This is a genomic window from Bradyrhizobium sp. BWA-3-5, assembly GCF_032917985.1.
Classification (GTDB): Bacteria; Pseudomonadota; Alphaproteobacteria; order Rhizobiales; family Xanthobacteraceae; genus Bradyrhizobium.
Map to the genome: position 1 here is coordinate 2,404,766 of NZ_CP136626.1, position 13,714 is coordinate 2,418,479.

The following is a 13,714-nucleotide window of genomic DNA, read 5'->3' on the forward strand; positions in this document are numbered from 1 at the left end:
CTTTGGGGGCGGAGACCGCCGCGGGGGACAATCTGATTGATCGTAATTCAATCGATCCGCGGCCGGTGTTGATCGTAACAGGTTTGGTGCAGGAAGCCCGCATCGCGGCCGGGCCCGGCATGATTGTCATCTGCAGTTCCAGCGATCCGCAGCAATTGCGCGAATTGCTTGCGACACTGGATTCTACCACTTTCAGGGGTGTCATCTCGTTCGGCGTCGCTGGCGGCCTGGATCCGTCGCTAAAGTCGGGCGACGTCGTGGTGGCGACCGAGGTGCTGGCGGGAGATACGCGTTTCCTCGCCGGTCTGGCGCTGAATGAGGAGCTGATCGCGCGTGCGGCGTTGCGTCGCAGGCGCGTGGTGCGCGGCGGTCTCGCCGGAGTGGAGCGGGTGATCGCGGCAACCGCCTGCAAGGCGGCGCTGCATTCGGAGACCGGGGCTGCGGCTGTCGATATGGAAAGCCATATCGCGGCAGCCTATGCCGCGGAGGCCGGCTTGCCGTTCGCGGCGCTACGGGTGATCTCCGATCCGGCCAGCCGGGCGCTTCCGGCGATCGCCAAGAGCGCGATTAAGCCGAACGGTGACATCGATCTGGGCAAAGTGCTGCGCGGCGTGGCACGCAACCCGACTTCGCTGCGCGCGCTGGTCTCGACCGGCCTTGATTTCAACCGTGCGCTGCGCTCGCTGCGCGGCTGCCGTGGCTTCCTGCACGGCGGCGAGGGCGCGCTCGCGAGTGCGGAGATCTGATCCGCGCGAAACGGCGACTGGATTTTCAAAGGGCGTCAAACAAAAAGAGGGCCTCGGTTCATTGCAGAACCGAGGCCCAATTCTTTTCTAAAGCATGATCCGGAAAAGTGTGAAGCGGTTTTCCGAAAAGATCATGCGCAAACAAAGAGCTAAAGCGCGATGATGATTCAATCCCATCTCATCGCGCTTTAGTATCACGCTCAGGCGGCGGTGGAGGCCTTCTCCTGCTGCTTGGCGGCGGCCGCGGCCGCCTCGTCGCGGCGGATTTCCGAAAGCTTCTTCTGCACCTGTTCGGAGAAGATGTACTGCGCCGGACGCTGCTTGGAGAGATCGATCTCCGGCGCCATCGGACCCGTGGTGCGAACGCCCTTCAGCGCCACCCACATCGCCTTCAGCGGGTTGTTGAGCGCCGCGGTGGCGGCGGTCGGCTCGTAGCCGCAATGCGCCATGCAATCCGCGCACTTCTCATAACGGCCGGTGCCGTAGGAGTCCCAGTCCGTAGTCTCCATCAGCTCCTTGAAGGTCTTGGTGTAGCCTTCGCCGAGCAGGTAGCAGGGCTTCTGCCAGCCGAAGATGTTGCGGGCGGGCATGCCCCACGGCGTGCACTCATACGACTGGTTGCCGGCCAGGAAGTCCAGGAACAGGCCGGAATGCATGAAATTCCACTTCTTGCCCTTGCCGAGCGCAAAGACGTCGCGGAACAGCTTCTTGGTCTTGGTGCGGTTGAGGAAGTGCTCCTGGTCGGGCGCACGCTCATAGGCATAGCCCGGCGACATCGACACGCCGACGCCGAGCTCGGTGGTGAGGTCGAGGAATTTGGCGATCTCTTCCGCTGGATGGCCGTCGAAGATCGTGGCGTTGACGTTGACCGTGAAGCCGCGCGCCTTCGCCGCCTTGATCGCGGACACCGCGCGGTCGAACACGCCCTTCTGCGACACCGCCTTGTCGTGGTGTTCCTTCAGGCCGTCGAGATGCACCGAGAAGAACAGATAGGGCGAGGGCTCGAACAGATCGAGCTTCTTCTCCAGGAGCAGCGCATTGGTGCACAGCGAGACGAACTTCTTGCGCTCGACGAGGCCGCGCACGATCTCGCCGATCTCCTTGTGAATCAGCGGCTCGCCGCCGGGAATCGCTACCATTGGCGCGCCGCACTCGTCGGCGGCATCCCAGCATTCCTGGGCGGTCATGCGGCGGTTGAGGATCGCATCGGGATAGTCGATCTTGCCGCAGCCGACGCAGGCGAGGTTGCAGCGGAACAGCGGCTCCAGCATCAGCACGAGCGGATAGCGCTTGCGGCCAAGCATCTTCTGCTTGATCAGATACGCGCCGATACGCATTTCCTTGAAGAACGGTATTGCCATTTGAGAGGGTTTCTTTCTGGACTTGGAGCCTGGGCTTGGGGAGCCCAGGCTTGGAATCTTGCAGTGGATCAGCCCGCCGCGGTCAATTCGGCCGGAAGCCGGAACTCGATGTTCTCCTCACGGCCGGGAAGCACCGATACCGTGACGGGTCCGATACGTCTCAAAGCCTCGATGACGTCGTCGACCAAAACTTCGGGCGCCGATGCGCCCGCCGTGATGCCGACGGCCTTTGCACTCTTCAGCCAGTCCGGGTTTAGCTCGCTCCCGTCGGCAATGAGATAACTCGGGACCCCGACCTCAGTGCCAATTTCGCGAAGCCTGTTTGAGTTGGAACTATTGGCGGCCCCCACCACGAGGATGACGTCCACCAGCTTACTGAGGTCCCTTACCGCAGATTGGCGGTTCTGTGTCGCATAGCAGATATCCCGGATGTCGGGGCCTTGAATATCTGTAAATTTGGCCTGAAGGGCCGCGATTATGTCCTTTGTGTCGTCCACGCTGAGGGTGGTCTGGGTGATATAGGCGACTGGCGCGTCCGTAGGCAGCGCCAGGGACGCCACGTCTTCGACACTCTGGACCAGCAGGACCGGGCCGGGAACCTGACCCATAGTTCCCTCGACCTCGGGATGGCCGGCATGCCCGATCAGGACCAGGGTCCGGCCCTTGGACATGTACCGTTTACCCTGATTGTGGACCTTGGTGACCAGCGGGCAGGTAGCATTGAGGACCGGCAAGCCGCGGGCGGCCGCCTCTTCCTCGACGCTGCGGGCGACGCCATGGGCACTGAACACGGTGACCGCCTGGGGCGGAACTTCCGACAGATCCTCGACGAAGATCGCGCCCTTGGCCTTCAGGCTTTCGACCACGTATTTGTTATGCACGATCTCGTGCCGGACATAGACCGGCGGACCGTACTTTTCGAGCGCACGCTCAACGATTTCGATGGCACGCACGACGCCCGCACAAAATCCGCGGGGCTGCGCTAAATACACTTCCATGGGATGTCCATTACGCAAGTTGCACCAGGTCCTGAATTCGCAAATTCACCCGAAGGTCTCCGTGCGGCCGGTCACACCGGATATTTGCAATATCCGCACCACGACCGGAACCCGTAGGTAGATGGAAGCGCAGGTCTATGTGTCAAAAATCGTGCAGATAGAAAAGAGCGATCGCGCAATGATTACCAAGTAATTGGTAACTAAATACCAAAAATGCTCTTTCGGGAACGGTCGTTCCTCACCGGTTCGTCACTTTATCGCCCACTGGAAAGAGCTATACCGGCGCCTGAACTTCCGGTGGCGGTCGGTTCTGCCGATTTGCTTGCACCGGCTGGGAAGTCGCCAAAACAACATTAGATCGGCTGCGGGAACTCGCTAGACAGCGGGCGTTTTCGCCCAGCTCTCCTTGAGATTTAGAAAGAAACGAAGTGCTGACCAGCATTGTTGTCTCGATTGTCAGAACCTGTACGCGGTTTGCCACTCTCGTTATCGTCGTCTCCCTGCTTCTGGCAGTCGGGGCGTGCTACTACGCGGCCAAGCACTTCGCCATCAACACCGACATCAACACGCTGATTTCGCCCGACCTCGACTGGCGCAAGCGCGACAACCAGTTCGAGCACGCATTCGACCGCGAAAAGCTGATTCTGGCCGTGGTCGAGGCGCCGACGCCGGAGCTTGCTAGCGCCGCGAGCAAGGCACTGGCTGCAAAACTTTCCGGCGACACCGCACATTTCGAATCCGTGCAGCCGCTCGGCTCCGGCGAATTCTTCGAAAAGAATGGCTTGCTGTTCCTTCCGGTGGAGGAAGTCGGCAAGGTGACCGGCCAGCTCGAAGCCGCCGGCCCGCTGATCGAGATCATGGCCGGCGATCCGTCGATCCGCGGCCTGACCGGTGCGCTGGAAACCGGGCTTGCCGGCGTCAAGCGCGGGCAGGTGAAGCTCGACAATGCCGAGCGCCCGTTCAACCTGATCAGCCAGACGGTCGAGGACGTCCTGAACAAGGGAACGGCGACGTTCTCCTGGCGCGAACTCGTCAGCGACAAGCCGCTCACCGATGCCGACCGCCGCGCCTTCATCGAGTTCAAGCCGAAGCTCGACTATCAGGCGCTCGAGCCCGGCAAGGACGCCACCGACGCGATCCGGCAGGCCGCGATCGATCTCAATTTCGCCGGCGAGTACGGTGCCCGCGTGCGGCTGACCGGGCCGGTTCCGATCGCCAATGAGGAATATTCGACCGTGCAGGACGGTGCGATCGTCAATGGTGTCGCCACCGTCCTGATCGTGCTCGTGATCCTCTGGATGGCGCTGCACTCGGCGAAGATCATCTTCGCGGTGTTCGTCAACCTGTTCATCGGTCTTTCGCTCACGACTGCGGTCGGCCTGATGATGGTTGGATCGCTCAACCTGTTGTCGATCGCCTTTGCCGTGCTGTTCGTCGGCCTCGGCGTCGATTTCGGCATTCAGTTCAGCGTCCGCTACCGTTCCGAGCGTTTCAAGAACAATGGAAATCTTGCGGAGGCGCTTGAGAGCGCGGCCAGCCGTTCGGCGGTGCCGCTGTCGCTGGCCGCCATGGCGACCGCCGCCGGCTTCCTGTGCTTCCTGCCGACCGACTACAAGGGTATTTCCGAGCTCGGCAAGATTGCCGGCGCCGGCATGCTGATCGCCTTCATCTCGAGCATCACGGTGCTGCCGGCGATGCTGAAGCTGCTGCATCCGCCCGGCGAAAGCGAGCCGGTCGGCTACGCATTTCTCGCGCCGGTCGACGAATTCCTGGAGCGGCACCGCGTCATCATCGTCGGCGGCACGCTGGCCCTCGTTATTGCCGGCCTGCCGCTGCTCTATTTCATGAAGTTCGACTTCAACCCGATCAACCTGCGCAACCCGCACGCCGAATCGATCGCGACCTTCCTCGACCTGCGCAAGGATCCCAACACCGGCGCCAACGCCATCAACGTGCTGGCCACATCCGAAGCCGAGGCGAAGAAGATCGAGGAGCGGCTTTCGAAACTGCCGGAAGTGCTGCGCGTGATGTCGATCGACAGCTTCGTGCCGGACGATCAGCCGGCGAAGCTGCAGCTGATCGCGAAGGCGGCGAGGGTGGTGGGGCCTGCGCTCAATCCCGATTCGGTCGATGCCGCGCCGACGGACGAGGAGAATGTCGAAGCGCTAAAGAGCTCGGTCGAGGCCTTGCGCAGGACCGCCGGCGAGGGCAAGGGGCCCGGCGCGGTGGCCTCGCGGCGCCTGGCAGATGCGCTGTCCAAGCTCGCCGCCAGCAACCAGGCGACGCGCGACAAGGCGCAGGCCGTCTTCATCACCCCGCTCAAGATCGTGTTCGACCAGCTCCGCAACACGATTCAGGCCGGACCCGTGACGCTGAAGACGCTGCCGCCGGAACTGCTCAACAGCTGGAAGTCGAAGGACGGCCTGATCCGGGTCGAGGCGCTGCCGAAGGGCGACCCCAACGACAACGACAATCTGCGCCGATTCGCCGACGCGGTGCTGGCCGCCGAGCCGAACGCGATCGGCGGGCCGGTGTCGATCCTGAAATCCGGCGACACCATCGTGAAGGCGTTCATTCACGCCGGCATCTGGGCGCTGCTGGTGATCAGCCTCTTGCTGTGGCTGACGCTGCGGCGGATCAGCGACGTCTTGATGACGATGGTGCCGCTATTGGTGGCCGGCGCGGTGACGCTGGAGGTTTGCGTCTTGATCGGATTACCGCTCAACTTCGCCAACATCGTCGCATTGCCGCTGCTGCTCGGCGTCGGCGTCGCCTTCAAGATCTACTATGTCGTGGCCTGGCGCGAGGGCCGAACCAACCTGCTGCAGTCGAGCCTGACGCGCGCGATCTTCTTCTCCGCGCTGACCACCGCAACCGCATTCGGAAGCCTATGGCTATCCAGTCATCCCGGCACCGCCAGCATGGGCAAGCTGCTGGCGATGTCGTTCGTCATCACGTTGATGGCGGTGCTGTTGTTCCAGCCCGCGCTAATGGGCAAACCGCGCGATGTCGGGAAGTAGGCAGATATCGCCGATATCGGCGGGCGGCGCGGCGACTGCCTGCTTTTGACCCGGCGCAGCCTTCGGCGAAGGCGCAGGGTTGGCCGGTGAGGGAGCTGCACCCGTGGTCTTCGCTGCAGGGGCCGGTGCAGCCCCCGATGCAGTGCCCGGCCCTGTGCTCTTAGGCGCCGCGCCGGGTGCTCCCTTCGGCGCGCCCTTGGCCATGCTGTTGGTCGGACTTGAAGGAATCGGCGGCCCGACCCGGGTCCAGGTTTCGCCGCCGCAGAGGAAGCCGAGCACGCAGCCCTGAATCTCGAGCTGGTCGGTGCCGACCGGCTTGATCGTCGAGGAGTAGAGCTGCCCGTCCTTGGCGTTGTAGACTTGGCCTTCCCAGGCGTCGGTGCCGGCCTTCTTCTTCATGTCGATCAGGATCGGCATGCCAAGCGTCGGCCGGCTCTGCTTGGCGACGTCAGGATTGTTCTTGTCCTTGCCACCAGGCTGTTTTTCCCAGGCGACGACACCCCACATGCTGCCGCTGCATTGGGCAACGCGGATATTGGCTACACCATCAGCTACCTTCCAGTCGCCGGTAGGGTCGGCGGCAAGCGCCGCATTAAGACCTGTGGCTAAAAAGATTCCCGAATAAACTATTGTACGCGCGAGTGTTCTTGGGCAGTGCAACATGGGTGTAACCTATGTTTAAGTAGCTGATCCAAAGCAGCGGTCAAAACGCCGCATTGAGTGTTTTCAGTTGACGAGACGGCCATCAACCGACGTATGTAGCCAATGCCAGATTCATATCTAGACGTTTCCGAGCTGTTTGTAGAGCGGCAGGCGCAGCGCAGTTCCCTGCATGCGCGTCATCTCAATGAGCAGCTCGTCCGGGTGCTGAAGACCATCGGCTACGATGTGGGCTTTCAGAAGGGTCAAGGTCAATACCTGTTCGATCGTGACGGGGCCCGCTATCTCGATCTACTCAGCGGATTTGGCGTTTTTGCGATTGGCCGCAATCATCCGGCACTACGTCACGCGCTGAAGAGCGTGCTCGATGCGGATTTTCCCAATCTGGTCCAGCTCGACGTCTCCACGCTCGCCGGCGTGCTGGCGGAACGTTTGCTCGAACATGTTCCATATCTGGACAAGGTGTTCTTCTCCAATTCCGGCGCCGAGACAGTCGAGGCCGCGATCAAATTCGCGCGCGGCGCGACCGGCCGCCCTGGCATCGTCTCGTGCTCGCATTCCTTTCACGGCCTGACCTATGGCGCGCTGTCGCTGATGGACGATGCGAACTTCCGCAGCGGCTTCGAGCCAGTGCTGCCGGGATGCACGCAGGTTCCGTTCAACGATCTCGCGGCGCTTGAACAGGCTTTGTCGTCGCGTCAGGTCGCGGCGTTCATCGTCGAGCCGATCCAGGGCAAGGGCGTCAACATGCCCTCAGACGAATATCTGCCGGGCGCGGCCGCGCTGTGCAAGAAGTACGGCTCGATCTTCATCGCCGACGAGATCCAGACCGGTATCGGCCGCACCGGAAAATTCCTCGCGGTCGAGCACTGGAACGTCGAGCCCGACATGGTGCTGCTCGCCAAGGCGCTGTCGGGCGGCCATGTGCCGGTCGGCGCACTGCTGACGCGCAAATCGATCTTCGACAAGATCTTCAACCAGATGGATCGCGCGGTCGTGCACGGCTCGACCTTTGCGAAGAACGATCTGGCGATGGCCGCGGGCATTGCAACGCTCGAGGTGATCAAGCAGGAAAGGCTGGTCGAGCAGGCCGCCAAACGCGGCGCCGAGCTCCGGCTCGCGCTGACACGGATGGTGCCGGGCTATGAACTGCTCAAGGAAGTCCGCGGCAAGGGCCTGATGATCGGCATCGAGTTCGGTCCGCCGAAATCGCTCAAGCTGAAGGCCTCGTGGAATCTGCTGGAGACAGCGAATAAAGGGCTGTTCTGCCAACTCATCACGGTGCCGCTGTTCAAGGAACACAAGATCCTGACGCAAGTCTCCGGCCACGGCAGCCATACCATCAAGCTGCTGCCGCCGCTCGTGGTCACCGAAGAAGACTGCGCCTGGATCGGAAAGTCGTTCGACGACGTCATCGCCGCCAGCCACAAGGTGCCCGGCGCGATCTGGTCGCTCGGCAAGACGCTGGTCGACAACGCGGTGAGGAAGTCGGCGTAAGCGCGCGACAGTAGGCCGCAATGGCAAGTCCATTGCGTTGACACCGCCAACCTCCAAAATATCGAGCGGGTCGGGCTGCAACGATCGGAGGAAAGCATGGTCAACGTCACCGGCGGCTGTCATTGCGGCGCGGTCCGTTACGAGATCGCGGGCGAGCCCATCGTTCACGCGCTGTGTCATTGCACGGATTGCCGCCGCCACGCCGGTGCGCCGATGGTCGGCTGGACGATGTATCCGGCCGATGCGCTCAAGGTGACGAAAGGGACGCCAAAACTCTACAAGTCCTCCGAACACGGCCGGCGCCAGTTCTGCGCCGATTGCGGCACCGGCCTATTCTACGTCAACGAGAACATCCTGCCCGGCATCGTCGATATCCAAAGCGCGACGTACGACAATCCCAATGCCGTGCCGGCGACGATGCATATCCAGACCGCCGAGCGCCTGCGCTGGATGGAGCGCGCGCACGAGTTGCCAGCCTTCGAGCGCTTTCCGCCGCAGGGCTAGCATGCGGGATGCAAGGGTGGATTTAGCTAGCTAAGCCGCCCTGCAGCACCGCCGCGCGGCAGCGAAAGCGTTGCACCAATTTCTTCAGTTGTAGACGAATATTCCGTGCGTTGTCGGCAGAGCCCGTTCCTGCGCCCCTGGGCGTCCTCGCGCACGGCTTTTCACATCGCGGTGAAGCCCTCGCGCGGCTCTCTCGCATTTGCAGTGCGATCCCCAATTGGATGGGGTAACTTCAGCCAAGAGGATTTCCCCAATGAACAGGTCTATCCCGACCATCGCCGCCGCATTTTTGCTGACCGCGATCGCGACGCCCGTGTTCGCGCAAGCCGCGATCCAGGAGCCCGGCGTCTATTCCTTCTATCATCCCAACGCCGACGTGCTCGCCGGCCGGGGCGGCTATCGGTCGTTCGATCAGTCGAACGCCTATTACAATTCCAACGCCTACTACGGTGAGGTGGCACCGCTACGCGATCGGCAACCGATCGCACCGCGCCGCCATCGCAAGGCACGCTAGGGAGCGTGTTCCGTTACCTGTTTCGCGCGCGGGTGCATTTGCCCACCCGCGTCGCCCTTTATCCCGGCGCGCGCGTCGCGCTCTCGAATTTCTCGCCGAAATCCGCCAGCTCGTCCTTTGCGAGATCGCTGACCGCCCAGTAGTTGAGCCCGCGATCGCTCCAGTGGCGGATGTTGAAGCCCTGGATCGTGTCGATCTTTGCTGCGCGCCGTTCGGTGCTCGATGTCTGCGAGACGAACAGGTTGATGACGTGCTGGCGGCGGCGATAGACCACGGCGCCGATGGCGCGGGCATCGACGTAATCGAGCCGGCCGCCGATCAGCGTGAAGCCCTGCGCGGTGAGGTCGACTACCGGCGGCGAGACGTCGAGCTTGCCGTTGAACCACGGCTTTACGGTGTGCTGATCGGTGGAAACGACGTCGGTGAGGTGGCCCGCCTGCAGCGAACGCAGATGCGCCGATACGACCTCCGACTGGATGCGCTCGACATCGTCGTGACGCAGGACGACGGCAATCAGACCGCTTGCCGCCAGAGCCGATACCGCCGAGCCCATCGCAAAGCCGCGCAGCACGGCGCGGCGGTTCGTCGTCCGGTGCGGCTGCGGCAGCGCCGCCTCGATGCGCTGGCGCAAGGCGGCAGGGGCCGTGTAACCCGCGCCGGCTTCCGATATCGCCTTGCTCATCGCGCGATAGTCGCGCAGTGCCGCCGCGCAGCGCGGGCAATCGGCGATATGGTTTTCGACCTCGCGCGCGTGCCCGGCGTCGAGTTCGCCGTCAATTAATGCGTGAAGCAGAATGTCAGCCTCGTCGCAGGTCATTTATGTTGCTCCTCTTCCGCCAGCCAGGCTGAGCGCAGCATGGCGCGAGCGCGCGCGAGGCGTGACATCACGGTGCCGACCGGCACTTCGGCGACTTCGGCAATCTCGCGGTACGACAGGTTCTGGATTTCCCGCAGCACAAAAGTCTCGCGGAACGGTTCGGCCAGCGACGCCACCAGGCGGCGGAGCGTATCGGAGTCCCAGCGGCGCTGCAGCTGCGCCTCCGGCGTTTGTTCGGTCTCATGCCACAGCGGCGCCTGTTCGGCGCTTTCGGGGACGTCCTCGATCGCGCTGGTCGGCGCCGCGGCGCGCCTGGCATATTCGGCGCGGCAGACGTTGCGCAGGATGGCAAACAGCCACGGCTTCATCGCCGGGCCGCGATAGCCGTCGAAATGCCTGAAGGCGCGCAGGTAGCATTCCTGCACCGCATCCTCGGCATCGTCCGCGCTGCGAAGCAGATAGCGCGCCAGGGTATAGACATCGTTCAGATAGGGCAGCGCGGCCTCGCGAAACCGCTGCGCCTTTTCGGGATTCCCGTCGGATGCGTTGATCGGCATCTTCTTTTGCCCGGCTGCTGCAGAACAGGATTCCGCCCGGCCGGGCTGTCGCCACCGGCCAGGCAGGGATGTGATGCCTTGGTTTGACGCGCTACTCAACCTTGACCAACCCGGTCATATGCGGATGCAGCGAACAAAAATATTTGTATTCGCCCGGTGCCGTGAACGTGAACGAGAAGGTGCCGTCGGTATCCATCGTCTTCGACCTGAACTTTCCGGCGCACACCACGGTGTGGGGAATGTCGTCGCGGTTGGTCCAGGTCACGGTCTGGCCCGCCTTCACCGTGAGCTGAGCCGGCTCAAACACGAAATTGTCGATGTGCACGGCCAAAGGATCAGTCGAGTCTTCGGCGCGCGCCGTGCCGACAGGGAGGAGTATGGCCGCGACCACGGCGATGCCGAAGTCGCGACGATTGATCAAATGCATGGCCATGGCCAAAATCCTCTTCAGCCCTGCAGCGGCGTGTCGATGATCGCCAGCCGCTGGTCGCCCTGCTTGAAGTTGATGCTTGCGACGCCGAGCAGCGATCGAAGCTTGCTGTCTTCGACCTTCATCGGGCCGGGCGAGGGAGCTGATCCGGGCGCCGGCTGCGGGAAGGCGGTCGAACGCGCGGTGTGGAAGGTGACGTTGCCCTCGACCTTCTGCATCACCTGGTGGATATGGCCGTTGAGCACGGTGACGGAGCCAAAACCCTTGACGTATTCCAGCGCCCGCGCGCCGTCCTCGGTGCCCCAGCCCCATTGCGGATACACCGTCCACAGCGGGATATGCGCGAACAGCACGATCGGCGTCGACTTCGAGCGGCCCTTGAGGTCGTTCTCCAGCCATTCAAGCTGCTCGTTGCCGAGATTGCCGAGCCCGCCGCCCTTGAGGTCGACGACATTGACGAGGCCGACGAAGTGCACGCCGCCGGCGTCGACCGCGTAATAGCCGGGGCCCTTGGTGCCACGGCCATAGCGCTCCTTGTAGAGCTTGACCTCCTCGTCGATGATGTCGTGCTCACCCGGCACATAGTGCACGTCGAGTTTGGCCTGCGAGATGATGCGGTCGGCGTCGTCGAATTCGGTGGCCTTCGACAGATGCGTGATGTCGCCGGTGTGGATCATGAACGACGGCTTCTTCGGCATCGCCCTGACCTTGTTGATGGCTTCCTCCAGCGTGCCGATCGCATTCGGATTGGCCGGCTTGTCGAAGCCGACATGGCTGTCGCTGATCTGCAGGAAGGTCATGCCGGTGGGCTCCGCAGCCTCGGCTGAATCCACGATGCCAAGCGAGCGCGGCACGCCGCCCGCAACGGTCCAGAGCACGCCGGTGCCTGCCCAGGTCATGCATTCCAGCACGCGACGCCGGCTGACACCGTCATCGTGGTGATCGTGATCGCTCATGGCAAATCTCCCTGAGCCCGTGATTGGGCCTGCAGGGACGTGATCGGGCCGGGGCGGGGTTTATTCCCGGAAGGCCCGCGTCAGCGGTCTCGGGCGATGACGTTATCGTGAGCGAACAGGATCATGCTGCGGTTGCAATCGACCTGCCTTGCTTCCGTCCGCATAGTGCCGGATGTTTGTCTTATGTTTTGCCGTGAGCCATGCGAGCCGTACAGGAGTGCACGATGACCGAGATCTGGCAACTCTCCGCGACCGAACTTGCGCAGCGTATCGCAGACCGTCAGCTCAGTTCAGCGGAGGTGGTGGATGCGCATCTGGCGCGCATCGATGCCGTCAATCCGGCACTCAACGCGGTGGTGCGGGTGCTGGCGCATGAGGCCCGCGCCGCAGCGGCCACAGCCGACCGGAAGCTGGCCGCCGGCGAACGCATGGGCCCGCTGCACGGCGTGCCATTTACGGTGAAGGAGAACATCGACATGGCCGGTCTCCCCACGACGTGGGGCGTGCCGGCGCTGGCGCAAGCCGTGGCGCCGGCTGATGCACCTGTTGTCGAAAGAATGCGCGCCGCCGGCGGGATACCGATCGCCCGCACCAACCTGCCTGACATGGCGCTGCGCATTCATACCACGAGCTCGTTGCATGGGCTGACACGAAATCCCTGGCATCCTGAGCGCACCGCCGGGGGCTCGAGCGGCGGCGAGGCTTCTGCGCTCGCCAGCGGCATGACGCCGATCGGCCTCGGCAACGATATCGGCGGCTCGCTACGCAATCCGGCCAATGCCTGCGGCATCGCCTCGATCCGCCCCTCGGCCGGCCGGGTGCCCGATGCAGGTTACGTTCCGGTCGAAGACCATTTGCTGGCCGTGCAATTGATGAATGTGCAGGGCCCGATGGCCCGCCGCGTGGCCGATGTGCGCCTAGGTCTGCGTGTGCTGATGGGCGCGCATCCCCGCGATCCCTGGTCGATCGATGCGCCCTTCGATGGCCCGCCACTGGGCCGGCCGATCCGCGTCGCCGTTGTGGCCGAGCCGCCCGGTGGCGGCACCGACCCGCAGGTCGCGGCGACGGTGCGCCGTGCGGCGCAGGCGCTGGCCGAGGCCGGCTATGTCGTGGAAGAGGTTTGCCCGCCGCGATACGAAGACGCCATAAGCTGCTGGGCGCGGCTGATCATGGGCGACTTCAATTCGGTGCTGGGGCTGTTGCAACCGATGATGGGCGCCGATGCGGTCGCCTTCCTCGACACCGCCAGGCAAGGCGCGCCGCCGCTGGCCGACGCCATGGCGTGGTCGCATTTGATGGTCGAGCGCGATGGCGTAGCGCGCGCGTGGTCGACCTTCATGGCCGACAGGCCGCTGCTGCTGTCGCCGACCTGGACACAGTTGCCGTTCACAAACGGCTTCGATTCGGCGACGCCGGAGGGCACCGCGGCAACCATGGAATTGATGCGCCCGGTGGTCCCCGCCAACGTGCTGGGCTTGCCTTCGGCCTGCGTGCCGGCCGGCCGCGACGAGGCGACGGGCCTGCCGATCGGCGTGCTGGTCACCGGCCGCCGGTTTCGGGAGGACCTTTGTCTGGAGGCAGCCGAGGCGATCGAGGCGCGTCTCGGTTTGGCAACGCCGATCGACCCGGTGCGCTGAACGGCGCCGGGCGTGTG

The 13,714-nt window shown here is 63.4% G+C and carries 13 protein-coding genes; 6 read left to right on the forward strand and 7 right to left on the reverse strand.

Annotated features, from left to right (window positions below; translation table 11 throughout):
- The first annotated feature begins 32 nt into the window (after positions 1-32).
- Positions 33-746 (forward strand): phosphorylase, encoded by a 714-nt coding sequence (locus RX331_RS11475; protein WP_317258092.1) that lies wholly within the window; start codon positions 33-35, stop codon positions 744-746.
- A gap of 200 nt (positions 747-946) precedes the next feature.
- On the opposite strand, the gene hpnH is transcribed toward RX331_RS11475, so the two are convergent.
- On the reverse strand, positions 947-2,107 hold the full coding sequence (hpnH, locus tag RX331_RS11480) for an adenosyl-hopene transferase HpnH (protein ID WP_317256672.1): 1,161 nt from the start codon (positions 2,105-2,107) through the stop codon (positions 947-949).
- A gap of 68 nt (positions 2,108-2,175) precedes the next feature.
- Positions 2,176-3,105, reverse strand: a complete 930-nt coding sequence (gene ispH / locus RX331_RS11485; RefSeq protein ID WP_317256673.1) for a 4-hydroxy-3-methylbut-2-enyl diphosphate reductase — start codon at positions 3,103-3,105, stop codon at positions 2,176-2,178.
- A 428-nt stretch (positions 3,106-3,533) separates the two neighbouring features.
- Here ispH and RX331_RS11490 point away from each other — a divergent pair, with 428 nt between their 5' ends.
- Positions 3,534-6,125, forward strand: coding sequence for an MMPL family transporter (locus tag RX331_RS11490; RefSeq protein ID WP_317256674.1), 2,592 nt, complete (start codon positions 3,534-3,536; stop codon positions 6,123-6,125).
- Here RX331_RS11490 and RX331_RS11495 read toward each other — a convergent pair.
- Positions 6,093-6,788: a DUF2147 domain-containing protein gene (locus RX331_RS11495; protein WP_317256675.1), complete on the reverse strand. Its 696-nt coding sequence runs from the start codon at positions 6,786-6,788 to the stop codon at positions 6,093-6,095. The two genes, RX331_RS11490 and RX331_RS11495, sit on opposite strands and share 33 nt — an antisense overlap.
- Positions 6,789-6,890: 102 nt before the next feature.
- Between RX331_RS11495 and hpnO the strand changes: the two genes are divergently transcribed.
- The 3 genes from hpnO to RX331_RS11510 all read left to right on the forward strand — a co-directional run bounded on the left by hpnO (position 6,891) and on the right by RX331_RS11510 (position 9,300).
- The gene (hpnO, locus tag RX331_RS11500) at positions 6,891-8,282 is read left to right on the forward strand and encodes an aminobacteriohopanetriol synthase HpnO (RefSeq protein WP_317256676.1); all 1,392 of its coding nucleotides are present in this window, start codon (positions 6,891-6,893) and stop codon (positions 8,280-8,282) included.
- A 96-nt stretch (positions 8,283-8,378) separates the two neighbouring features.
- Complete coding sequence (locus RX331_RS11505) at positions 8,379-8,786, forward strand: GFA family protein (RefSeq protein WP_317256677.1); 408 nt, start codon at positions 8,379-8,381, stop codon at positions 8,784-8,786.
- Between the two features lie 253 nt (positions 8,787-9,039).
- Positions 9,040-9,300 carry a hypothetical protein gene (locus tag RX331_RS11510; RefSeq protein ID WP_317256678.1) on the forward strand — a complete coding sequence of 87 codons (261 nt, stop codon included), beginning with the start codon at positions 9,040-9,042 and terminating at the stop codon, positions 9,298-9,300.
- Positions 9,301-9,358: 58 nt separating this feature from the next.
- On the opposite strand, the gene RX331_RS11515 is transcribed toward RX331_RS11510, so the two are convergent.
- The 4 genes from RX331_RS11515 to RX331_RS11530 all read right to left on the reverse strand — a co-directional run bounded on the left by RX331_RS11515 (position 9,359) and on the right by RX331_RS11530 (position 12,060).
- On the reverse strand, positions 9,359-10,117 hold the full coding sequence (locus tag RX331_RS11515) for an anti-sigma factor (RefSeq protein WP_317256679.1): 759 nt from the start codon (positions 10,115-10,117) through the stop codon (positions 9,359-9,361).
- Positions 10,114-10,674, reverse strand: a complete 561-nt coding sequence (locus RX331_RS11520) for a sigma-70 family RNA polymerase sigma factor (RefSeq protein ID WP_317256680.1) — start codon at positions 10,672-10,674, stop codon at positions 10,114-10,116. The genes RX331_RS11515 and RX331_RS11520 overlap by 4 nt, the downstream gene beginning before the upstream one ends.
- 91 nt (positions 10,675-10,765) lie before the next feature.
- Positions 10,766-11,101: a cupredoxin family copper-binding protein gene (locus tag RX331_RS11525; protein ID WP_317258093.1), complete on the reverse strand. Its 336-nt coding sequence runs from the start codon at positions 11,099-11,101 to the stop codon at positions 10,766-10,768.
- Positions 11,102-11,121: 20 nt separating this feature from the next.
- Positions 11,122-12,060: a metallophosphoesterase family protein gene (locus RX331_RS11530; RefSeq protein WP_317256681.1), complete on the reverse strand. Its 939-nt coding sequence runs from the start codon at positions 12,058-12,060 to the stop codon at positions 11,122-11,124.
- Between the two features lie 224 nt (positions 12,061-12,284).
- Here RX331_RS11530 and RX331_RS11535 point away from each other — a divergent pair, with 224 nt between their 5' ends.
- On the forward strand, positions 12,285-13,697 hold the full coding sequence (locus RX331_RS11535; RefSeq protein ID WP_317256682.1) for an amidase: 1,413 nt from the start codon (positions 12,285-12,287) through the stop codon (positions 13,695-13,697).
- Positions 13,698-13,714: the final 17 nt, after the last annotated feature.